The 21815-nt window shown below is 60.0% G+C and carries 25 protein-coding genes; 18 read left to right on the top strand and 7 right to left on the bottom strand.

Annotated features, from left to right (window positions below; all coding sequences use genetic code 11):
• Nucleotides 1-54: 54 nt before the first annotated feature.
• Both ABWU19_RS07675 and glmM read right to left on the bottom strand, forming a co-directional pair.
• Nucleotides 55-471 carry an acyl-CoA thioesterase gene (locus ABWU19_RS07675; protein ID WP_435901119.1) on the bottom strand — a complete coding sequence of 139 codons (417 nt, stop codon included), beginning with the start codon at nt 469-471 and terminating at the stop codon, nt 55-57.
• Nucleotide 472: 1 nt separating this feature from the next.
• On the bottom strand, nt 473-1783 hold the full coding sequence (glmM, locus tag ABWU19_RS07670; protein WP_435901118.1) for a phosphoglucosamine mutase: 1311 nt from the start codon (nt 1781-1783) through the stop codon (nt 473-475).
• Between the two features lie 76 nt (nt 1784-1859).
• On the opposite strand from glmM, the gene ABWU19_RS07665 reads away from it, so the two are divergent.
• A complete protein-coding gene (locus tag ABWU19_RS07665) occupies nt 1860-2336 on the top strand; it encodes a hypothetical protein (protein WP_435901117.1) in 477 nt (158 codons plus the stop codon).
• On the opposite strand, the gene trmFO is transcribed toward ABWU19_RS07665, so the two are convergent.
• Nucleotides 2305-3642, bottom strand: a complete 1338-nt coding sequence (trmFO, locus tag ABWU19_RS07660) for a methylenetetrahydrofolate--tRNA-(uracil(54)-C(5))-methyltransferase (FADH(2)-oxidizing) TrmFO (protein ID WP_435901116.1) — start codon at nt 3640-3642, stop codon at nt 2305-2307. The genes ABWU19_RS07665 and trmFO overlap by 32 nt on opposite strands.
• Nucleotides 3643-3759: 117 nt before the next feature.
• Between trmFO and ABWU19_RS07655 the strand changes: the two genes are divergently transcribed.
• The 4 genes from ABWU19_RS07655 (at nt 3760) to ABWU19_RS07640 (ending at nt 5728) form a co-directional block, all read left to right on the top strand.
• The gene (locus ABWU19_RS07655) at nt 3760-4242 is read left to right on the top strand and encodes an SRPBCC family protein (protein ID WP_435901115.1); all 483 of its coding nucleotides are present in this window, start codon (nt 3760-3762) and stop codon (nt 4240-4242) included.
• A gap of 192 nt (nt 4243-4434) precedes the next feature.
• Nucleotides 4435-4848 (top strand): cobalamin B12-binding domain-containing protein, encoded by a 414-nt coding sequence (locus ABWU19_RS07650; RefSeq protein ID WP_435901114.1) that lies wholly within the window; start codon nt 4435-4437, stop codon nt 4846-4848.
• 48 nt (nt 4849-4896) lie between these two features.
• Nucleotides 4897-5547 (top strand): peroxidase-related enzyme, encoded by a 651-nt coding sequence (locus tag ABWU19_RS07645; protein ID WP_435901113.1) that lies wholly within the window; start codon nt 4897-4899, stop codon nt 5545-5547.
• Between the two features lie 4 nt (nt 5548-5551).
• A complete protein-coding gene (locus ABWU19_RS07640; protein WP_435901112.1) occupies nt 5552-5728 on the top strand; it encodes a hypothetical protein in 177 nt (58 codons plus the stop codon).
• A 249-nt stretch (nt 5729-5977) separates the two neighbouring features.
• Here ABWU19_RS07640 and lpdA read toward each other — a convergent pair whose 3' ends face one another.
• The 4 genes from lpdA to ABWU19_RS07620 form a co-directional block, all read right to left on the bottom strand.
• On the bottom strand, nt 5978-7360 hold the full coding sequence (gene lpdA / locus ABWU19_RS07635) for a dihydrolipoyl dehydrogenase (RefSeq protein ID WP_435901111.1): 1383 nt from the start codon (nt 7358-7360) through the stop codon (nt 5978-5980).
• Nucleotides 7361-7407: 47 nt separating this feature from the next.
• The gene (gene odhB, locus ABWU19_RS07630) at nt 7408-8607 is read right to left on the bottom strand and encodes a 2-oxoglutarate dehydrogenase complex dihydrolipoyllysine-residue succinyltransferase (protein WP_435901110.1); all 1200 of its coding nucleotides are present in this window, start codon (nt 8605-8607) and stop codon (nt 7408-7410) included.
• 106 nt (nt 8608-8713) lie between these two features.
• The gene (locus ABWU19_RS07625; protein ID WP_435901109.1) at nt 8714-11422 is read right to left on the bottom strand and encodes a 2-oxoglutarate dehydrogenase E1 component; all 2709 of its coding nucleotides are present in this window, start codon (nt 11420-11422) and stop codon (nt 8714-8716) included.
• 165 nt (nt 11423-11587) lie between these two features.
• Nucleotides 11588-11872 carry a 4a-hydroxytetrahydrobiopterin dehydratase gene (locus ABWU19_RS07620; protein ID WP_435901108.1) on the bottom strand — a complete coding sequence of 95 codons (285 nt, stop codon included), beginning with the start codon at nt 11870-11872 and terminating at the stop codon, nt 11588-11590.
• 223 nt (nt 11873-12095) lie between these two features.
• Between ABWU19_RS07620 and rplM the strand changes: the two genes are divergently transcribed.
• From rplM to pdxT, 13 genes are all read left to right on the top strand, one after another.
• A complete protein-coding gene (rplM, locus tag ABWU19_RS07615) occupies nt 12096-12536 on the top strand; it encodes a 50S ribosomal protein L13 (protein WP_036258622.1) in 441 nt (146 codons plus the stop codon).
• Complete coding sequence (rpsI, locus tag ABWU19_RS07610; protein WP_435901107.1) at nt 12536-12922, top strand: 30S ribosomal protein S9; 387 nt, start codon at nt 12536-12538, stop codon at nt 12920-12922. The genes rplM and rpsI overlap by 1 nt, the downstream gene beginning before the upstream one ends.
• A 72-nt stretch (nt 12923-12994) precedes the next feature.
• Nucleotides 12995-13465: a DinB family protein gene (locus ABWU19_RS07605; protein ID WP_435901106.1), complete on the top strand. Its 471-nt coding sequence runs from the start codon at nt 12995-12997 to the stop codon at nt 13463-13465.
• Between the two features lie 67 nt (nt 13466-13532).
• Complete coding sequence (locus ABWU19_RS07600; RefSeq protein WP_435901105.1) at nt 13533-14204, top strand: winged helix-turn-helix domain-containing protein; 672 nt, start codon at nt 13533-13535, stop codon at nt 14202-14204.
• 5 nt (nt 14205-14209) lie between these two features.
• A complete protein-coding gene (locus ABWU19_RS07595) occupies nt 14210-15190 on the top strand; it encodes an ATP-binding protein (protein WP_435901104.1) in 981 nt (326 codons plus the stop codon).
• Between the two features lie 2 nt (nt 15191-15192).
• Complete coding sequence (gene phoU / locus ABWU19_RS07590) at nt 15193-15855, top strand: phosphate signaling complex protein PhoU (RefSeq protein WP_435901103.1); 663 nt, start codon at nt 15193-15195, stop codon at nt 15853-15855.
• A gap of 142 nt (nt 15856-15997) precedes the next feature.
• A complete protein-coding gene (locus tag ABWU19_RS07585; RefSeq protein ID WP_435901102.1) occupies nt 15998-16441 on the top strand; it encodes a universal stress protein in 444 nt (147 codons plus the stop codon).
• 132 nt (nt 16442-16573) lie between these two features.
• Nucleotides 16574-17128, top strand: a complete 555-nt coding sequence (gene efp / locus ABWU19_RS07580; protein WP_435901101.1) for an elongation factor P — start codon at nt 16574-16576, stop codon at nt 17126-17128.
• Nucleotides 17129-17455: 327 nt separating this feature from the next.
• Nucleotides 17456-17971, top strand: a complete 516-nt coding sequence (accB, locus tag ABWU19_RS07575) for an acetyl-CoA carboxylase biotin carboxyl carrier protein (RefSeq protein WP_435901100.1) — start codon at nt 17456-17458, stop codon at nt 17969-17971.
• A gap of 41 nt (nt 17972-18012) precedes the next feature.
• Nucleotides 18013-19356, top strand: coding sequence for an acetyl-CoA carboxylase biotin carboxylase subunit (gene accC / locus ABWU19_RS07570; protein ID WP_435901099.1), 1344 nt, complete (start codon nt 18013-18015; stop codon nt 19354-19356).
• A 166-nt stretch (nt 19357-19522) separates the two neighbouring features.
• Complete coding sequence (pdxS, locus tag ABWU19_RS07565) at nt 19523-20404, top strand: pyridoxal 5'-phosphate synthase lyase subunit PdxS (RefSeq protein WP_435901098.1); 882 nt, start codon at nt 19523-19525, stop codon at nt 20402-20404.
• Between the two features lie 112 nt (nt 20405-20516).
• Nucleotides 20517-20873: a hypothetical protein gene (locus ABWU19_RS07560; protein ID WP_435901097.1), complete on the top strand. Its 357-nt coding sequence runs from the start codon at nt 20517-20519 to the stop codon at nt 20871-20873.
• 348 nt (nt 20874-21221) lie between these two features.
• Entirely contained in the window at nt 21222-21812 is a 591-nt protein-coding gene (gene pdxT / locus ABWU19_RS07555) for a pyridoxal 5'-phosphate synthase glutaminase subunit PdxT (RefSeq protein ID WP_435901096.1), read from the top strand.
• The last annotated feature ends 3 nt before the right edge of the window (nt 21813-21815 follow it).

Here is a 21815-nt window from a genome sequence, read left to right as displayed (position 1 = left end):
GGCCTTCTCGATTCTGTTATTACCGAAAGTTCTTGATGGTTTACGATCGGCTTCTTAGCACACCCTAGGGGTGGGAACCAGGTGCTGAATTAAGGGCTCCGCAACCGCAGCCGGAATCCGCACCGCCTTGCCCTGTGCGTCCTGGCAGAGGTGGCGGGTGAAGCCTTCGGCCAGGAGGGTCTGGCCCCTCCAGACCCGGTACTGGTAGCGCAAGGTGCGCGAGGAAGCCTCGCAGAGCCAGACCTCGACCTCCACCTGCTCGCCGAAGCGGGCTGGGTAACGGTAGGTCAGGCCCAATTCCACTACAGCAAAAGCCAGACCCTGGGACTCGATCTGGGGATAGGGCAGACCGATTTGCTCGAGCCACTCCACCCGTGCGGCCTCGAGCCAGACCACATAGCTGCTGTGGTGCACCACGCCCATGGCGTCGGTTTCGGCATAGCGGACGGTAATCGGTAAGCGTACCCTCATACTAGCTGGCGTTTCCCAGGCGCGCTACCAGCGCCACCAGTTCCGAAGAAACCGGCTCGATGAGCTCGGCGGGGCCTTCCACCATCACCCGCACCAGCGGCTCGGTGCCAGATGGGCGCACGTTGACCCGCCCCTGGCCCGAGAGCTTTTGTTCGGCCTCCTGGATGGCCTGGTGCAGCTCGGGCTGCTGCATGACCTTTTGCTTGTCCGAGACCCGCACGTTCTTCAAAAGCTGGGGGTACATGGGCAGGGCCTCGTACCACTCCGATAGGTCGCGCCCCGACTCGCGCATGGCCCGCAGGGTCAGAATGGCCGTGAGCATGCCGTCGCCGGTGGGGGCATGGTCGAGGAAGAGCACATGGCCGCTCTGCTCCCCGCCCAGGGTCAGGGCCGAGGCCTTGAGCTTCTCGTAGATGTAGCGGTCGCCCACCGCGGTGCGGTAGAAGCTGATACCGGCCTCGCGTAGCTTGACCTCGAGGCCCATGTTGCTCATCAGGGTGCCCACCACCCCCGGCTCGCGCCGCACCAGGGCGTTCAGGTAGAGCACGTGGTCGCCGTGAAACTCGCGCCCCTGCCGGTCCACCAGGATGGCCCGGTCGCCGTCGCCATCGAAGGCCACCCCCAGATCAAAGCCCATCTCCACCACCTGTTGGCGCAAAAACTCGGGATGGGTAGAGCCGCAGCCTTTGTTGATGTTGCGCCCGTCGGGGGTGTTGAACATCACAAACACCTCGGCCCCCAGGCGCTGAAAAAGCCGGGGGGCCAGGCGGAAGGTGGCACCGTTGGCGGTGTCGAGCACCACCTTGAGGCCCTCCAGGCTGCCCCCTTTCGAAGATAGAAAGTCCAGGTACATCCGCTCGGCCTCGCGGAAGTCGGAGACCGTGCCGATGCCATCGGTCTTGAACTCGCGCTCGAGCAGGCCTTCAATCTCTCCCTCCACCTCGTCGGGCAGCTTATTGCCGGCGGCGCTGAAGAACTTGATGCCGTTGTCCTGGAAAGGGTTGTGGCTGGCCGATATCATCACCCCGGCGGTGGCCCCCAGGGCCTTGGTCAGGTAGGCCACGCCGGGGGTGGGCAGCACCCCCAGGTGCTCGACCCGCACACCCTGCGACATCAGGCCCGCGGCCAGGGCGGCCTCGAGCAGGTCGCAGGACTGGCGGGTGTCCTTGCCCAGCAACACCACCGGCTTCTTCTGGGCGCTTTTGAAGTAGGCCCCCGCCGCCTGACCTAGCTTGAGCACAAACTGCGGGGTAAGCGGCGGCTCGCCCGCCACCCCCCGCACGCCGTCGGTTCCAAAGTATCTGCGTTCCATCTTGCACAGTTTATACCTACTCCGAAAGGTATCCGGTTCCCTTGTCGAAGGCCGCCTGGTCTGCCAGTCTGGGTGCATGAAAAAGCTAGCCTTCTTGTTGCTGCTAGGGGGCCTGTCGCTGGCCCAGCCACAGGCAGGAACCTCACCTTTTGTGGATGTGCCCCCATGCCACTGGGCCAGAGCGGCCATCGAGGCCATCGCCCGCCCCGACCCCAGCGCACGTCCCCAGCCCTCGGCGCTTCTGGCCGAGAACGCCCTGCGGCAGGTTTTCGAGGGCCTAAAGTGCAACGACCCGCTCTGGAGCGAGCGCTTTTTGCAAAACCCCGCGCCTGGTTTTGGACGCACCGGCATCGCTTTGAACAGCTTCGAGCTCAGCGGTATGCAAACCCGGCTCGCGGGCCACCAGGCCACCCTGCGCTTCAGCCTGGTGGCGGTGCTGGACGGTAGCCCGGTGCGGCGTAGCGGCGAGGCCCAGCTGGTGTTTGCCGAGCAGGGCTGGAGGGTGGTGTATACCAGCCTGGTTAACCTGAACCTGCCAGTATTTCCGCGTTAGCCAGACCCGCCCTCTGAGCCAGCCAGGCCTGAAACTCGGCCAGGCCCCGCCTGAACATACCAGCCCGCCTCTCCGACTTCCTGCCCCGACCGCCTTCAACCGGAACCAGCCCCCAGTTGGCGTTCATGGGCTGGAAGTTGTCGGGGTTGGCGCTGGCCAGGTAGCGCACCAGGCCACCCAGCATGGAAGCCTCCGGTGGAACCAGGGGTTCTTGACCCTGGGCCAGGCGGGCCGCGTTTAGTCCGGCTAAAAAGCCTGTAGCGGCGGACTCGAGGTAGCCTTCCACCCCACACAGCACCCCCGCTACCAGGAGCTTCGGGTGGGCCCGAAACTGAAGGGTGGGCTCGATCAACCGCGGAGCGCACAGGTAGGTGTTGCGGTGCATGACCCCGTAGCGCACGATTTCGGCGTTTTCCAGACCGGGAATGCTCTGCACCAAAAGCTTCTGGTCGCCCCACTTGAGGCCGGTCTGGAAACCCACCAGGCTCCACATCTGGCCGCGCCGGTCTTCGGCCCGTAGCTGCACCACCGCATAGGGCTCTTGGCCGGTTCTGGGATCGGGCAAACCCACCGGCTTCATGGGGCCAAAGCGGGGGGTGTCGTAGCCACGGCGGGCAATTTCCTCGATGGGCATACAGCCCTCAAAGAACTCGAGCTTCTCCCACTCGTGGGGCGTGTGCTGGCGGGCCTGGCTCAGCACCTCGTAAAACCGCCGGTACTGGGCCTCATCCATGGGGCAGTTCAGATAATCGGCGCTCTGCCCGTAGCGCCCGGCCCGGTAGACAATGTCCATGTTGATGCTCTCGCCCAGCACCACCGGTGCGGCGGCATCGTAAAACCCCAGGAACTCGCTGCCCAAAAGCGCACGCAGGTGCTCCGACAGAGCATCCGAGGTGAGCGGGCCGGTAGCCAGCACGGTAATGCCCTCCGCAGGGATGGTCGTTAGCTCCTCGCGCACCACCTCAATGCCGGGGTGGGCCTCCAGGGCCTGGGTAATTTCTTGTGAAAACCCCTCCCGCTCCACCGCCAGCGCACCCCCTGCCGGTACCCGGTGCCGCTGGGCAGCCTGCATGACCAGGGAGCCCGCGGCCCGTAGCTCGGCCTGTAGCAGGCCTTTGGCGTTGGTTTCCCCTTCACCTCCCAGGCTATTCGAACAGACCAGCTCGGCAAAATGGCCGGTCTGGTGGGCGGGGGTCATGCGGTGGGGCCGCATCTCATACAGCCGAACCTGTGCCCCCAGGCGGGCCGCGGTAAAGGCGGCCTCTGCACCCGACAGACCCGCTCCGATTACATTAACCTTGGTCATCCCTGTAGTGTAACCCAGGCCTCAGCGCCCACACATGCTTCAGTGGCAATATGTGTTTACACCAACTTGTATTCGTTCTCTTTCTACCGTGTGCGTAGCCTGCAAAGGGAGGTAGCTATGCGTTTCAGGGAGGAGCTGGTGCTCAACATTCTGGCCCCACGGGAGGCGGTCTGGGCCGCTTTGCAGGACTTCTCGAGCTGGCCGGGCTGGGCTAAGGCCATCAAGGAGGTCAGCCGGGTCGGCTCGGCCTGGCGCTTCAAGGCCCGAGGGCAGCCGCCGGTAGACCTGGTCTGGGTGGCCGAGGCCACCGAACGCCGCCCACCGGAGTTCCTCGCGTTCCAGAGCGTGCCGGGTATTCCGCACAACCTGGAAATTTCGGGATGGCTGCGCCTGAGCGAAACCGAGGAGGGGGGCACCCACCTCGAGCTTTTGCTCGAAGGCCACCCCCACTACGACAGCCCCCTGCTGGATAAGGCCGCCGACTGGTACGCGACGCTCTTCGGGGAACCCAACAAACTGCTCAAGGTAACCTTTGAGCAGTTCAAGGAACACCTGGAAAAGACGCACAGCCAGCGCGAGCTTTCCGCTACCAGCACCTGAAAATTCCAAAGCTCTACTGTCTTGCCAGCCGGCTATTGCTGTCAGCACGCTGCGATAAGAGATCCGATTGACTCACCGGGCACCGATGCGCTTTAGCTAGGGGCTTTGTTCGAGAATTGGGCTTGCCAGACCGGTCGCATGTGCGCTTTTCGCACCTGGCAGCTTTTTGCCGCCGTGCCGTAAGATAAAAGCATGGACAGACGAATACGGGTGCTTATAGCCAAGCCAGGACTCGATGGCCACGACCGTGGGGCCAAGGTTGTTGCCAGGGCTTTGCGCGATGCGGGGATGGAGGTTATTTACACCGGCTTGCGGCAGACCCCAGAGATGATCGTCTCGGCGGCCCTGCAAGAAGATGTCGACGCCATCGGGCTATCGGTGTTGTCGGGGGCGCACATGCACTACTTCGGGGAGGTGCGGCGGCTCTTGAAGGAGCAGGGGGCCGACGATATTTTGCTCTTTGGCGGCGGCATTATCCCCGACGAAGACGTGCCCTACCTGAAAGAGATGGGCGTGGCTGGGATCTTTGGCCCTGGAACCAGCACCCAGGACATCGTGGACTTCCTGAAGCAGGCCGCCCCCCAGCGCTGGGCTGCTCAGGGCTAAACCACCATCTGGACTGCCCAATGGCATGTTGCACAGCGGAGCGAAGATATGGCAACCTCACGCAAAACCACCAAGGTAAGCCGCAAAAAAACAGCCCCCAAAACCAAACCGCAGCCCGCGCCCACAGCCTGGGTCAGGGTGCCGGACCAAAGCGAGCTGCCGGAGGACGTAAGGGTCTTGTTTAGTAAGTTCAAAGAGAAAACCGGCTTTGTGCCCAATGTGGCCCGCAACTTTGCCCTTACGCCAGAGCACTTCTTGCGCTGGTTCCGCTACTACGACTTCCTGATGCGGGGCGAAGACCAGAGCCACCTGAGCCGCAAAGAGCGCGAGATGATTGCAGTGGTGGTCTCCGCCGCCAACGAGTGCGAATACTGCCTGGCCTCGCACTCGGCCTATTTGCGCGAAATCTCGGGCGACCCGGTTTTGCCTGATGTGCTCGCGGCCAACTACCGGCGGGCCCACCTGACCCCACGGGAACACGCTTTGCTCGAGTTCGTTCACCAGATTACGGTAGACTCCGCCGTGATGAGCTCGGCCGATGTGCAAATGCTGCGCACGATTGGCTATAGCGACGAAGCCATCTTCGAGGCAGCGCAGGTAGCCGCCATGTTCAACTTCACCAACCGCATCGCCAACGCCATGGGCTGGGTGCCCAACCAGGAGTACTACTACCAGCACCGAAGCAAGAGGGGAGACTAGCACCATGCAAGGCTTGAAGCCGTTTGCTTTGTGGGCCCTGATTGCGGTTCTGGTGGGGCTGCTGCTTTACCTGGCCCAGCAGCAGGGCTGGATTCCCGGCAGTTTCCCATACTGGGCTTTGGGTGTGGTGCTGATGCTTGCCCTGGGCTTTGCCAATCTGCTGGCTCGAGGGCCCCGCTAGCTACATGGCTAGGTTAATTGCCTGCACCGTACAAGCAACCGCCTGCTTTGCTTCCACAAGCCCAGCAACCGTAGGATTCAAAAAGATGGCCTCATAGAGCGCTCTTCGCAAATATTGAGCCGCTTGCAACTTGATTGCTTTGTCCTGCACAGCACAGTTGCCTCCCGCATGGGAGGCAACGTCTGTGAAGACTGCGATGAGGTTTTTTGTTGGAAGATTATCTTTTTGAACCTGGTATTGGCTCTTGTGCTAGATGTGAATCGGCTTGTCCCAGGTGGCCAACGCGGCTTCCTTAAGAACCTCAGCTAGGGTGGGGTGGGCGTGGGAAGCTCGAGCCAGGTCTTCCGAAGAGGCATGGAAAGCCATGGCCACGGCAGCCTCGGCAATCAGGTCGCCGGCCCTGGGCCCGATGATGTGCACCCCCAGAATGCGGTCGGTCTCGGCATGGGCCAGAATCTTGGCGAAGCCGTCGGTATCGTTCATGGCCCTGGCCCGGCCATTGGCCGAGAAGGGAAAGGAACCTTTCTTGTAGGGTACGCCCGCCGCTTTGAGTTCCTCCTCGGTTCGGCCCACCGAGGCGATCTCGGGGTGGGTATAAACCACGTTGGGAATGGAGTTGTAGTCCACGTGGCTATACCCCGTTACCATGTACTCCACTGCGGCATAGCCTTCTTCTTCAGCCTTGTGGGCCAGCATGGGGCCGGCAATCACGTCGCCAATGGCGAAAATGTTGGGTACCGCCGTCTGGTAGTGGGCGTTGACCGGAATCCGGCCCCGCTCGTCGGTGGTGAGGCCCACGTTTTCCAGGCCCAGCCCATCGGTGTTGGGCACTCTTCCGGTAGCCAGCAAAACCCGGTCGGCCACCAGGGGCTCGCCCCCTTCGTACTCCACAATGCCTTTGCCGTCTTTAGCGTAGGCTGCGGTTACGCGCACCCCGGTGCGAATGTCCAGGCCCTGCTTCTTGAAGATTTTCTCGGCAGCTTTGGCAATCTCACCATCCATACCCCCCAGGATGGTGGGCAGGTATTCCAACACCGTGACCTTAGAGCCGAGACGGTTCCAGACTGAGCCGAGCTCGAGGCCAATCACCCCACCGCCAATTACCACCAGGTGCTCAGGCACTTTGGGATAGGCGATGGCCTGGTCAGAAGTCGCCACCACGTCGTAATCGAGCGTGACCCCTTGGAGTGTGGCTACTTTGGAGCCCGTGGCAATCAGGATGCGCTCGGCCTCGAGTTCCTGCACCCCATCGGGCCCTTCGACCAGAACCTTGTTGGCTGCAACGATTTTGCCGTGTCCAAGGTAGCGCGTTACTTTGTTTTTCTTAAACAGGTACTCCACGCCCCCGGTATTGGCCTTGACCACTCTGTCTTTGTGGGCCATCAGGCTGGCCAGGTCGAGCTCAAGCTGGCCGATTTTTACCCCAACGAGCTGGTTATGCTTAGCTGCGTGGATTTTCTCGGTAGCGTCCAGCAAGGCTTTAGAAGGGATGCAGCCTACCCGCAAGCAGGTTCCCCCTAAGGCGGCCTCTTTTTCCACGCAGGCCACATCCAGACCCAGTTGGGCTGCCTTGATGGCGGCCACATAGCCGCCTGGTCCTGCACCAATTACCACCAGCTGATGTTTGGGCATAGTTCCTCTCAACGCACGGTTGTTATCTCACCACATTGCCAGGCCGACTAAATTTCCAAAGCCAGCCGTACCGGGTTTTCAATGAGTTCTTTGATCCGCTTGAGGAAGGTCACGGCCTCACGACCGTCCACAATACGGTGGTCGTAGGAGAGGGCCAGGTTCATCATCGGACGAATAACCACCGCGCCGTTTTTGGCCACGGGGCGCTCGACGATGGCGTGCATGCCTAGAATTCCCACCTGAGGCGGATTGAGGATGGGGGTTGAGTTGAGCGAGCCATAAATCCCGCCGTTGGTAATGGTGAAGGTACCGCCCATCAGCTCTTCGGGCTTGATTTTCTTTTCCCGCACGCGGGTTCCGAAGTCGGCAATAACGGCCTCGATCTGGGCCATAGAAAGCCGGTCGGCATCACGAATCACCGGCACCACCAGCCCTTCGCCACCACCCACCGCAATGCCGATGTCGTAGTAGTGGTGATAGACGATATCGGTTCCGCGGATCTCGGCGTTGAGCTGCGGGATTTCCTGCAGGGCTTGCACCACTGCCTTCACAAAAAAGCTCATGAAGCCCAGTTTGAGGCCGTACTTCTTCTGGAAGGCCTCTCCGTATTCCTTGCGCAGCTCCATCACCATGCCCATGTCGGCCTCGTTGAAGGTGGTGAGCATGGCGGTGTTTTGCTTGGCTGCCAGTAGGCGTTCGGCAATGCGGCGGCGCAGGGGGGTCATGGGCACCACCTCATCGCGGCGTTCACCCTTGCCCGCGGGGGGGCTGGGCGGCTTGGGTGCGGCAGGCTGCTGAGCAGCAGGGGCCGCAGGCGCGGCAACAGCCCGCTGCACATCTTCTTTGAGCACCCGTCCCCCCGGCCCGCTCCCCGGAATGCCGCTTGCCGGTAGGCCAGCCTGGGCGGCCAGACGCTCGGCAGCCGGCATCACCTTGCTGTCGGATGCTGCCGAGGCCGTGGCGGGGGCTGGCGCAGGGGTGGCCTGGGCCGGGGTGCTTGCGGTAGCCGCCGCACCTTCTTCCAGCAGGGCCACCACATCGCCCACCTTGGCCTGTCCGCTGGGGATGAGAATTTTTACCAGCCGACCGGCGACCGGTGAGGGCAGCTCGAGGGTGGCTTTGTCGGTGACGAGCTCTACCAGCGGTTCGTCCACACCCACCGCATCCCCTTCTTTCTTAAGCCACTGTCCGATTTCTACTTCGGTGATGGATTCACCAACTGCCGGTATTTTTAGTTCCAAGGCCATGTTGCCTCCATATCAAGGGTGCTGGCACCCAAACCTGTCCAAACTTTACTCCATCTACCAGGCTCGAGGTTCGCGGGAACACGAACACCCGGAAACCCAGTCCTGCTTATAACCCCAGGGCCGCTGAAACAAGGGCCTGCTGTTCTTTGTCGTGCACCTTCTTAGAGCCCACCGCCGGGCTGCTGGACTCGGGCCGCGCAACTACGCTCAAGGGGTGGCCAAAGATGCGGTCGCCGAAGCGGGCCCTAATAAACCACCAGGCCCCCATGTTGGCGGGCTCCTCCTGGGTCCAGACCACCTCGACCTTGTCGGAATACTGGGCCAGCGCTGCCTCGAGCTGCTGTATTGGGAAGGGATATAGCTGCTCCAGCCGAACAATGGCCACATCGTCCTTTTGGGCCGCACGGCGGGCAGCCTCGAGGTCGTAATAGACCTTGCCTGAGCACAGTATCACGCGCTTGATGGTGGAGCCGGTCGAGCCAGCAAGCACCCGCTGGAAGCGGCCTTGCGCTAGCTCGTCCAGCCGGGAGACGGCATCGGGGTTGCGCAAGAGGCTCTTGGGGGTCATCACGATGAGGGGCTTGCGCCAGGGGCGCACCACCTGGCGCCGCAGGAGGTGGAAGTACTGGGCCGGGGTGGTGGGGTAGGTGACCTGCATATTGTCGTTGGAGCAAAGCTGCAAGAAGCGCTCGAGGCGGGCACTGCTGTGTTCGGGGCCACCGCCCTCCATGCCGTGCGGCAACAGCAGCACAATGCCCGAGAGGCGGCTCCACTTGGCCTCAGCCGAGGCAATGAACTGGTCAATGATCACCTGGGCGGTGTTGACGAAGTCGCCATACTGCGCTTCCCAGCCCACCAGGGCCTCGGGCATGTCCAGGCTGTAGCCGTACTCGAAACCCAAAACCCCGGCTTCCGAGAGGGCCGAGTTGTACAGCTCCACCACTGCCTGGCCCTCGGCCAGATGATTGGCAGGAATGTAGCGCTCTCCGGTAACGTGGTCGGTATAGCCGCCGTGGCGCTGGGTAAAGGTTCCTCGCACCACATCCTGCCCAGAAATACGCACCCGGTGTCCCTCCACCGCCAGCGAAGCAAAGGCCAGCATCTCGGCAGCCGCCCAGTCCAGGGGGCGCTTGTTATGGCCCATCTCACGCCGCGCCTCTACAAACCGAACCAGCTTGGGGTGCAGGTGAAAGCTCTCGGGCAGGCGGGTTAGGCCATCCATGAGGGCCGTAAGCTTTTCTGATGGAACCCCGGTTTCGGGGTCGGGAACCCCTTCTTCGGGGCCACCCAGATAGCCCTTCCAAACGCCACCACCGGCAGGGGGGCGGGTGGGTGTGGGCTCCCGCCTGGCCCCCGAGAAGGCTGCCTCGAGGGTTTCCTGGTACAGCTTGGCCAGGGTGGCGCAGGTTTCTGGGGTGCACAAGCCCTCACGCTCGAGCTTGGCCTGGTAGCTCAGGTAAAGAGGCTTTTTGGCCGCAATGCGGCGGTACATGTCGGGTTGGGTAAAGCTGGGCTCGTCGGTTTCGTTGTGGCCGCGCTTGCGGTAGCCAATCAGATCGATAAACACATCGCGCTTGAACTCCTTGCGGAACTCCATCGCCAGGGCCACCACGCCCACCAGTGCTTCGGGGTCTTCGGCATTGACGTGGAAAATGGGGGACTCCACCATCTTGGCAATCTCGGTGGAGTAGCGCCCGGCGGTGTATTCGTGTGGTTCGGTGGTGAAGCCAACCTGGTTGTTGAGGATAATGTGAACCGCGCCCCCCACCGTATACGCTGGCAGCCCGGAGATGTTGAGGGTCTCCTGCACGATGCCTTCGCCAATGAAGGCTGCGTCGCCGTGCACCAGCAGCAACATGCCCTTTTCCCGCTTTACATCGCCAAAGCGGTCTTGCTTGGCGCGGGTGCGACCCATGGCCACTGGCGCCACAAACTCCAGGTGGGAAGGGTTGAAGTTGAGCGACAGGTGCAGCTTGCCGTGGGGGGTCTCGATGTCGCTCGAGTAGCCCAGGTGGTACTTCACATCGCCGTGGTAGCCTTCGGGAAAATGCTCTTCAAACTCCAGGAATATGTCCCGCATGGGTTTCTTGACCACATTGGCCAGCACGTTCAGACGGCCCCTGTGGGCCATTCCCATGACCACCTCCACCACCCCGTGCCTGGCGGCATTCTCCAGGGTAAGGTCCAGCAGGGGTATCAGCGATTCGGTGCCCTCGAGGCTAAAGGTCTTGGCCCCAAGGTATTTTTTTTGCAAGAACTCTTCAAACAGGGTTGCTTGCATGAGGCGCTCGTGAATTTTTCTTTTCTGCTCTGGGGTGGGCCGCAAAAACCCAGCCGCCAGGCGGGTTTCGATCCAGTTGCGCACCACCGGATCGTCGAGGTGGCCGTACTCGATACCCACCGTGCCACCGTAGCGGGCCTTGTACTGTTCCAGCACTGCTCGCAAAGTGGGGGCCCCCAGCTCCATAGGCACCGGCCGGTCGAGGTCGGCTTCGCTCAGGCCAAAAAAGCTGGGGTCAAGCTCCGGGGGCGTACGCCGCTGCCGATCCAGCGGGTCGATGCGTGCAACCAGATGGCCGCGCTCGCGGTAGGTACGTAAGAAACGCACCGCCTTCAAAAAAAACGAGGCCAGCTCGGATAGCGAGGCCTCGTCGGGCGGTTGTCGTTGCGCCAGGCCATTTCCACCGGCAGGCTCGCTTTGAACGTTCTGAAAATAACTCGCCCACTCGGCAGGGATGGACGCCGGGTTCTTCTCGTACTCCTGGTACAAAGCCTCGAGGAAAGCCAGATTCGAACTATCTATTGACCGTTCCATACTCACGGCTTTCTAGTCTACTAGGTTCTGCGCCGAAAAAACGTATCAACCCACCAGCCAATCGCTGCCCGGCCATCCCAAGCGCTTTTCTCAAGCCAGTCAAACCAGGCTCCGAAGGGATCGCCCTCACCGCGCTTGTTGTTGTTTTTGCTCGTGAAGGTGGGTTCAGGCCAGTGCATCGACCTGAGCGGCAGCCTCGAGGTCTTTCCGGGTTACTCCTCCCGCCGAATGGGTGACGTAGGCCACCCTTACCTTGCCCCACATAATTTCAAGACTGTCGGGGTGGTGGTCGGTTTTTTCTGCCAGTAGCGCCACCTTTACCGCAAAGGCCACGCCCTCGGCATACGAATCGAACATAAAGGTCTTCTCGACCCGGCCTTGCAGCAGTTGCCAGCCCGGTAAGTCTTGCAGGGCACTGGAAATTTCTCCCTCACTCAGCTTGTTGGACATAAGCTAGCCTCCCCCTTTACCTTACGGCCACGGAAGGCCACAAAGTGCAGCGCGATGCAACTTTAATGTGGAATAACCACCCCCAGAGACCGAACCCCAATTGCGCATAGCCAAAATACTGTGCTATACTCCGCGTTGGCGCCTTTTTTGGGCAGGTTTCCCCGAGCCTCTCAAGCAAAGGCAAATCACACGCTGCGACGGCGTTGGTAGGCGCTGGCGCAAAATGGAGATAGCTGTGTTCAAGACATACGTTCCTGAACCCAAAGAGCCCGGCTGGGTTCTGATAGACGCCGAAGGTCAATCCATTGGTCGGGTGGCCTCCAAAATCGCCGCCGTTTTGCGCGGCAAGCACAAACCCGACTTCACCCCCAACATGGCCATGGGCGACTGTGTGGTGGTCATCAACGCGGACAAGGTGGTTTTGAAGGGTTCTAAGCCCCGCACCAAGGTCTACACCCGCTACTCTGGCTACCCCGGCGGCCTCAAGCGCACCGTGGGGGCTGTGATGCTGGCCGAAAAGCCAGTAAAGGCTGTGGAGCACGCCGTAAAAGGCATGCTCCCCAAAGGCACCTTGGGCAACATTATGTTTCGCCGGCTGAAAGTTTATGCCGGCGCCAACCACCCCCATGCGGCCCAGAAGCCCGTCAAGATGGAGGTCGAATAATGGAACAGTATTACGGAACGGGCCGTCGTAAAACCAGCGTGGCTCGTGTGTTCTTGCGCCCCGGAAGCGGCAAAGTCGAAATTAACGGTATCCCCTTTACCGACTACTTTGGGGGCCTGGTGAAGGCCGTTACGGCCCTCGAGCCCCTGCGCCGGGTAGACGCCACCAGCCGCTTTGATGCCTTTATCACCGTGAATGGTGGTGGTAAAGCTGGTCAGGTCGATGCCATTCAGCTGGGTATCGCCCGCGCCCTGGTCAACTACAACCCCGACCTGCGGGCCAAGCTCAAACCTGCCGGGCTGCTTTCCCGTGACCCGCGCGAAGTGGAGCGCAAGAAGTACGGCAAGCACAAAGCCCGCCGTGCTCCGCAGTACAGCAAGCGATAGGCGTTGCTTCGCCAAGCCCCCGCCCTATGGTGGGGGTTTTTTGCTTGCTGCTAAAGGCGTATCCTGGGAAGCATGGAAAAAGCCGAACTAAAGCGCCTTGTGGATGCCAACGACTGGCTTTGGGAACAGTGGTGGCCTGCACTGCTGGCCCTATCCCCGGAACAGGCCCACCGGGAGGTTGGGGGCTCGTTCCCCAGCGTGTTTGCCACCACTGCCCATATGGTAGGGGCCGAAGCGGTCTGGCTAGGGCGGCTGCAGGGCAGCCCAACCGCCTCTTTTCCAGCTAATCCGGCAGACATGAAGGGCTTGCACGAATCCTGGCAGCGGCTGGCCTCTAAACGCCAGGACTGGCTCGCCACCGCCGACCCAAACGCCTGCATTACCTACAGTTTTTCCGGTGGAACCTCAACCAACACCGTAAGCGAGATTGTGCTTCACTTTTCCAGCCATGCCCACTTTCACCGGGGGCAACTGGCAGGTCAGATGAGGCTTTTGGGCCAGAAGCCCCCTTCGGTGCATTTGATTGGTTTTTTCCGGCTCTGATTTGCCGCTGGGATATCCTTTGTTGCATGACACTTACCTGACCAAAGTGCCGCTACACTAATAACTGATGTCGAAACTGCTACTGGTCGAGGATGAGCCCTCCGTGCGGATGGGACTCAGGCTCTCCCTCTCCAAAGTGGGACACCAGGTACTGGAAGCGGCCACTGCCGCTGAGGCCTGGGAAAAAATGGCTAGCGCAGATCTGGTCATCCTCGACTGGATGCTGCCGGATGAACCAGGGGTGCGTCTGCTGGAGCGCCTGCGCCGCGATGGACGCTACGAAAACCTGCCGGTGCTGATGCTGACCGCCAGGGCCAGCGAGGGCGACCGCGTAGAGGGTTTAACCCGGGGGGCTGACGACTACCTGACAAAACCCTTCTCCACCCCTGAGCTAATTGCCCGGGTACAGGCCCTTTTACGCCGGGTGGGCAAGAGCGGCCGGCTCGAGCGTGGGGCGCTGAGCCTCGATTTGGAGCGACACCAGGCCTTTTTGGACGGGCATAGCCTCGAGCTCACCCGCCGGGAGTTTGAGTTACTGGCTTTCCTGGCGCGGCACCCAGGGCGGGTGTATACCCGCGAAGAACTGCTCGAGCGGGTCTGGGGACAGGAGTTTTTGGGCACGGCCCGAACCGTAGACCAGCACATCGCCCAGCTGCGCGATAAACTGAACGAAGACCCCAAGGCCCCTCGCTTCCTGGAAACCCTGCGCGGGGTGGGTTATCGCTTTAGGGAGTACTAACACCGATGGAGGCCCTCTTGCACAGTGCCTGGGAGGCTGCCCACGAGGGGGTGCTGGTTCATGCTGAAGGGCGCGTGGTCTACCTGAACCCGGTAGCGGCCGAGCTGCTGGAGGTGGAGCGGGACAAAGTGGTGGGCCGGTCGTTGTTGCTGGCTTTGCGCGACCACAAGCTCGAGGCGGTGGCCCGAAGGGGCGGTGAGGCCACGGTCGAGACCCGCAGCCGTACCCTGTGGGTCCGGGCTATACCGGGGGTGCTGCTATTGTGGGACAGAACCGAAGAAAAAAACCGCCTGGAGGCCCTCGAGGAGTCCAGCAGGGTACTCGCGCACGAATTCCGCACGCCGGTGGCCGGTATGCTTTCCCTGCTGGAAGCTTTGCAAGGCGGTCTGCAGAGGGCCCAGGCCCAGGAAGCCCTGCAGTTGCTTTACCAGGAAACCCAGCGCCTGCGGCGTCTGGTAGAAGACCTGCCCCTCCACCGCCGCCCCTCGCAAAATAGAACCTTTGCCCTGGAAGAGCTACAGAACCGCCTGGAGCGTTTTTTGGCACCCCAACTGGCGCAAAAATCGGCCTGGATTCAGTGGCAGATTCCACATACGGTCTGGGCCAACCCGGACGCGGTCTACCAGGCCCTGCTCAACCTGCTGGACAATGCCCTAAAATATGGAACAGGCCCGGAAATCGTAGTGCTAAGTGGACAAAACAAGGAGGGGGTGTGGCTCGAGGTTCGCAATCAAGGTCAGCCTCTGGTGGACTTTGAGCGCCTTTTCAGGGCCGGACAGCGGGGCATGCATGCGGCCAATGTCCGGGGTACGGGCCTTGGGCTGGCCCTGGTACGCAGGCTGGTCGCAGGCTGGGGCGGCACGGCTTATGGGCGGGCGCTTGAGAACGGCAATGCCTTTGGCCTTACCTTTCCCCTCTATACTGGGGGGGCTTCCCAGTCGTCCGATAGCTCAAGCCCTCGCGTAAACTATAAAAATGGAGAGTAAGTATGCGTGAAATTCTTGACCGAGAACTGAACCAACTGACTGAGCAAACCATCCGCATGATCTCGCTGGTGCGGGAGATGGTGGAAAAAAGCGCCAGGGCGTTAAGCGAACAAGACCCCCAGCTGGCCCAGGAGATAATTGCGCAGGACGCACAAGTAGACGCCATGGAGCTGGATATCGAGTCCAAGACCATTGCCATCATGGCTCGACAAGGGCTGGTGGCCTCCGATCTGCGCTTTGCTTTTACCATCATCAAGGCCCTTACCGACCTCGAGCGGGCCGCTGACAATGCCGCTCACGTGGCCGAGGACGTGATCGTGCTGGCAAAAGAGCCTCCTCTGAAAAACTACATCACCCTGCCCGATATGGGCCGTCGCCTGGCCCAGATGCTGGACCTGGTTTCCAAGGCCATTGCCGAGCGCGATATTGAGGCGGCCAAGGAGATATTCCGCCGCGACGATGAAATCGATGCCCTTTACGAAGAGGTTTCGCGTGAGCTGCTAACCTACATGATGGAAGACCCGCGCACCATCACCAAGGCCCTCACCCTGGGGCGTGTGGCCCGCAGCTACGAGCGGCTGGGCGACCACCTCGAGAACATCTCTGAGCGCATTATCTACTGGCTCACCGGCAAGATGGAAAAAAAGCCCGAAGACGTGTTTTAGGCAGCCGGACAGTGGGCTGGAGGCAACCTCGAGGGTATTGCTACCCCGTCAGGGACACAAGACCCTAGAGGGCGGGTTTAGGGTATTGCACAGAGCGAAAGCCCTGTGCCGTATTTTCCCATGCGCCCTAAGGAGGTTTCCTATGTTCAAAAAAATCTTAATCCCAATGGATGGTAGCGAATTTGCCCAGGATGCCCTCGAGCAGGGGTTCGATTTGGCCAGATTGTCTGGTGGGGAGGTTACCATACTGTACGCCATCGAAAACCCATATGAGCTTGTTCCGAGCTACGCCACACAGCCACCCGAACACCTCGAGCAGCAGATGAACGAGCATAAGGCCCAGGCCAGGCAGGTCTTGAACCGAATATCGGCAGAAGCGGAATCCAAGGGGATTCGCACCCGAACTGTGATTGTTGAGCAGCACCCAGTTCCGGCTATTCTGGAAGCAGCCAAAGAGCATGACCTGGTGGTAATGGCCACCCACGGACGCAAAGGCATAGACCGGGTCTTGATGGGCAGCGTAACCGATAAAGTGTTGCACAACTGCTCGACTCCAGTTTTGGTGGTTCGGGGCACGCCAATGTAGCAAAGGCTTAAAAGGGATTGCTGTTTTCTTTCTGAAAAACGCCCCTGGTAAGGCTAGGCTGAAAGACCAGCCTTGCCTTTTCATGGGTTGCTTCATCCTGTAGACTTTTGCTTTGGGTAAGAGGAGGAACAAATGATTAGCGTAACCGACCTTCGCAACGGAACCAAAGTAAAAATGGACGGTGCCCTCTGGCAGTGCATAGACTACCAGCACCAGAAAATCGGACGGGGTGGCGCCAAAGTGGTGGCAAAGTTTAGGAACCTCGAGACCGGAGCCACCGTTGAACGTTCGTTTAACTCCGGTGAAAAGCTCGAGGACATCTACGTCGAAACCAAAGACCTGCAGTACCTTTACCCCGAAGGCGACGAGCTGGTGTTCATGGACCTGGAAACCTACGAGCAGTTCCATGTCCCGCGCGACATTTCCGATGCCACCAAGTTTCTCAAAGAGGGCATGACCGTGCAGGGCGCTATGTACAACGGCCGTCCGCTGGACATTACCCTGCCCGCCTCGGTAGAGCTCAAGATAGTCGATACACCCCCAGGCGTGCGCGGCGATACGGTGTCGGGAGGCACCAAGCCGGCCACCCTCGAGACCGGCGCAGTGGTGCAGGTGCCACTATTTGTCGAGAACGGGGAGGTTATTCGGGTAGATACCCGCAGCGGTGAATACCTTGGCCGCGCCTGAGCCAGGCCCCAGGGTACTTTCTCGAACACTTGCCTTTGGGGGCAAGTGTTTTTGATGCAATACCGGCTTCAGAGATTCTCAGTGCTTCTAGTGCGGTCTTCAGAAAGAATGGTGCAGTCCCAATCAGGAAAAGGACTGTTCCGGTTTTTGCCGCTGATATGAAATCTTGCTGGATGGTTCCCCTGATGCAGAGCGCCTGAGCGATAGCGCCCGCCAGGGCGATTTTGGCTTGCACCCCTGGTGAAGGGTAAAACCAGCCCCGTGGCCTTATACTTCTATAGGCTACAGTTTATGAAGCTATAGATCAGCGCTGTTTCGGAGGCAGTCATGAATGCAAAGGAACTCAAGTCAATCCTCCAAGCCTTGCAAGAGCACGAAGTGGCCGAGCTAACCCTCGAGACCCCCGATTACAAACTTACAGTCAAGCGCGGAGGGGAGGTGCAGTACCTGGCCGCACCTGCGCCTGTGGTAATAGAGCCTCAGGCGGTGGCTCCGGCAGCCCCTGCCCCCGTCGCCGCCTCGAGCCCTGCGCCAGCCCCCGCCCAGGCGTCCGCACCCGCGCCGGCCCCCAAGCCCGAAGCGCCAAAGGAAGATACCAGCAAGTACGTTGAGGTCAAAGCACCCATTGTCGGTACGTTTTACCGCGCCCCTTCCCCCGACGCAGAGCCCTTTGTCAAAGAAGGCGATGCCGTCAAAAAGGGCCAGGTTTTGTGCATCATCGAGGCCATGAAGCTCATGAACGAGATAGAAAGCGAAGTATCTGGCGTGGTTCGAAAAATTATGGTGTCCAATGGGGAACCCATCGAATACGGCCAGGTGCTTTTCCTGATCGAACCCGCCTGACAACTACCGTGTAGACCAGCTGTGCATCAAGAGAAGGTTCTATGTTCAAGAAAATAATGGTTGCCAACCGAGGTGAGATTGCCCTGAGGGTTTTGCGGGCAGCCAGAGAGCTGGGGGTAAAGGTGGTGGTTGCCCATAGCGAAGCCGATAGCCAGTCGCTGCCGGTTCTGCTGGCGGACGAGGCCATCTGCGTTGGGCCGCCCCCTTCAGCCCAGAGCTACCTCAACATCCCCAATCTGCTTTCTGCGGCCATAATCTCCGGAGCTGAGGCCATTCATCCGGGTTATGGTTTTCTGGCAGAAAACCCCCAGTTTGCCGAGATGTGCCGTGATCATGGCATTGTTTTCATTGGCCCTACCCCGGAGTCCATGCACAGCCTGGGTTCCAAGGCGGGGGGGCGTGAGATTGCCGCCAAGTCCAGTGTGCCCACTGTACCGGGGACTGGGGTCTTGCAGTCGGTGGACGAGGCCCTCGAGGCTGCCGAAAAAATCGGTTATCCGGTGCTGCTCAAGGCCAGCGCTGGTGGGGGAGGCCGCGGCCAGAAGGTGGTGCGTTCTGCCGACGAGATGAAAACGGCTTTTGCCCAGGCACAGGTCGAGGCCCAGAACTACTTTTCCGACCCGTCCCTGATTTTGGAGAAATACATCGAGCTATTCCGCCACGTCGAGGTGCAGGTGCTGGGGGATGGCAAAGGCCATGTGGTGCACATTGGCGAGCGCGACTGCTCCATCCAGCGGCGCAACCAGAAGCTAATCGAGGAAGCGCCCAGCCGGCTGGAGGAGCCTCTCCGTCAGGAAATTCTGGCCGCGGCTGTGCGCCTGGCAAAATACGTCAACTACCAGGGTGCGGGAACGCTCGAGTTCATCGTAGACCCTGATGGCAACTTCTACTTCATGGAGATGAATACCCGTATCCAGGTTGAGCACTGCGTCTCCGAGATGATTTCTGGCCTGGATCTAGTCAAATGGCAGATCAAAATTGCGGCGGGGGAGCCTTTTACCCTCCAGCAAAGCGATATCAAACTCCACGGTCATGCCATTGAGTGCCGCATAAACGCCGAAGACTACGACAAAGACTTCCGGCCCAGCATTGGCAAAATTGAGACCCTGCACTTCCCCGGTGGCCCTGGCGTGCGGGTAGACTCGCACCTGTATGTGGGCTACAGCATCCCACCCAACTACGACTCCTTGGTCGCTAAGCTGATTGTGCACGGGGAAAACCGCGAAGAGGCCATTGCCCGTATGCGCCGGGCTCTGGCCGAAACCGTAATTGAGGGGCCAGGGGTCAAGACCACCGTACCCTTCCACCTCAAGGTCATGGACAATGCCTTCTACAAGCGGGGCGCTATTTACACCAATTTTGTAACGACCCGGATGGCCGACTGAGAACGGTGTCTAGGCGCGCCAATTGTGTTGTATTGGGCCCCCAGCAAAAAGGGCAAGGAAACATGCCCACTTTCTGTGTGGCGTACGCTGGAAGCGGCTCGAGCTGTAAGCTAAACCCCTAGGATCGGAAAAAGAAAAGGCTTATGCTACAGAGCTGGAGGGAGTTATGGAGAAAGGAACTTTGCGGGTCAAAACCGGATTCGCTGAAATGTTTAAAGGCGGCGTGATTATGGATGTCGTCAACGCACAGCAGGCTGAAATTGCCCAGGAGGCCGGCGCTGTGGCGGTGATGGCCCTCGAGCGTGTGCCAGCAGACATTCGTACCCAGGGTGGGGTAGCGCGCATGTCCGACCCCAAACTGATCAAAGAAATCATGAGCGCTGTCTCGATTCCGGTGATGGCCAAGTGCCGTATTGGGCACACCGTTGAAGCCCAGATCCTCGAGGCCCTGGGGGTAGACTTCATCGATGAGTCGGAAGTGTTGACCCCGGCAGACGAATCCTTCCACATCGACAAACATGCTTTCAAGGTGCCTTTTGTTTGTGGCGCTACCAATATTGGCGAGGCTTTGCGTCGTATCGGCGAAGGGGCCGCTATGATTCGCACCAAAGGTGAAGCCGGTACAGGCAACGTAGTGGAAGCAGTTCGCCATGCCCGCAGTGTTCTGGGCGCAATTCGCCAGATTCAGGCGCTCCCCCGCGAAGAACTCATGACCTATGCTAAAAACCACGGTGCACCCTACGAGCTGGTGCTCTGGGTGCACGAAAATGGCAGGCTGCCGGTGGTTAATTTTGCCGCGGGCGGGGTAGCCACCCCAGCCGATGCGGCCCTCATGATGCAGCTCGGCATGGATGGTGTTTTTGTTGGCTCTGGCATCTTCAAGTCGGGTGACCCGCGCAAGCGGGCTCGAGCCATCGTGCGGGCGGTAACGCACTACAACAACCCAGAAGTGCTGGCCGAGGTTTCCGAGGATCTGGGTGAGGCCATGGTGGGTATTAACCTGGACTTCCTGTCGGAAGAAGAGAAGCTCGCCAAGCGAGGCTGGTAACAAGTATTAATCTGGCGGACTCCCCTCAAGCAAAGGTGAGGGGGGTTTGACCTGGTTCAACCAGCACAGGTGTTACACAAAACGTAACGTTTTGATATATACTCGTAACACCATGCGAGCGGAAACCTTTGGAATGGTGATTTTCGGCGTTACGGCTTTGCTGGTCCTGATACCGCTCTGGCTGATGCCTGTGCTGAACCGTCGTCGCCAGGAACGCGAACTGCTTGCCTTGAACAAGATGCACCGCTTTGCGCTCAGGCACAACACCTTTGTGCGAAACCACCAGGGCCTTCGCTATGTGGTGGTGCTGGGCAAAAATGGCTTTTATTACATGCTGGGTGGCGAGTTTGTGCCACGGGAGCGGCTTCTGAAGGCGCTGGGCGAGGAGAATGAAAAGCACCTTCTCAAAGCGGAGCGTGAAGAGAGCCAGCATGGCCCAGCCCCAGGCCTGATTACCAGCCCTGCCTAGGCCGCGCACCGAGGGGTGCTTGTTGATTGAACGCCGACCGATAATCCCTGGTTGCTGGTAGGCTTGTAACATACTGCCGCTGTACGAAAACGAGAAGTGGATGCCCCCTTCGGGGCAGACCGCCGATGTCGCCGTTCACCAAGATAAGCAGATGTGCCTCACCGAGGCGATACGCTTGTCTGCGTTGCCTTTTCGATGATGTTTTACCTCGAGGCGCTGCAGGCGAATGTGTTCGTGACCAGAACCGGACCTCTACGGACTTGGAGCGATTGCTGCAAGAAAAGCTGTGCTGAATGACAAATGCGTACTGCTGAAGTGGTACCTTTGTAAGCTGGGTGCGGTACCATCATGGGCGTGAAAATCGGAGTTCTGGCAATTCAAGGTGATTTTCGTGAACACAAGCAGATGCTGGTGGCCCTGGGGGCCGAAGTGGTGGAAGTGCGTCTTCCCAGGCACCTCGAGGGCCTATCTGGGCTGATTGTGCCTGGTGGAGAGTCGACCACCATCGGGATGCTGGCGCGGGAGTATGGCCTCGAGGATGCGGTGCGCGAACGCCTCCAGGCCAGTAGCCTGGCCGTGTGGGGAACCTGTGCAGGGGCCATCTGGCTGGCCAAACAGATACCGCAGTACCCTAACCAGCCCCGCCTGGGTTGCCTGGACATTTCGATTCAGCGAAATGGCTATGGCCGCCAGGTGGATAGCTTCGAAGCCGACTTACAGATCAAGGGTTTCGATAAGCCCTTCCACGCTTTCTTTATCCGGGCCCCGCTAATTCTGGATGCGGGCGTAGGGGTGGAGGTTCTGGCAGAGCATAATGGCGACCCGGTACTGGTGCGTGCTGGCAAGCTCTGGGCAAGCACCTTTCACCCTGAGTTGACCAATGATCCACGCATTCATGCGCTGTTTATTGAACAGGCAGCAGGCAGTTCTCGTGAATAAATC

The sequence above is a fragment of the Meiothermus cerbereus genome (genome assembly GCF_051297115.1).
GTDB lineage: Bacteria > Deinococcota > Deinococci > Deinococcales > Thermaceae > Meiothermus > Meiothermus cerbereus_A.
The sequence above is the reverse complement of the archived record's forward strand: the minus strand, read 5'-3'. Positions and strand labels throughout refer to the sequence as shown.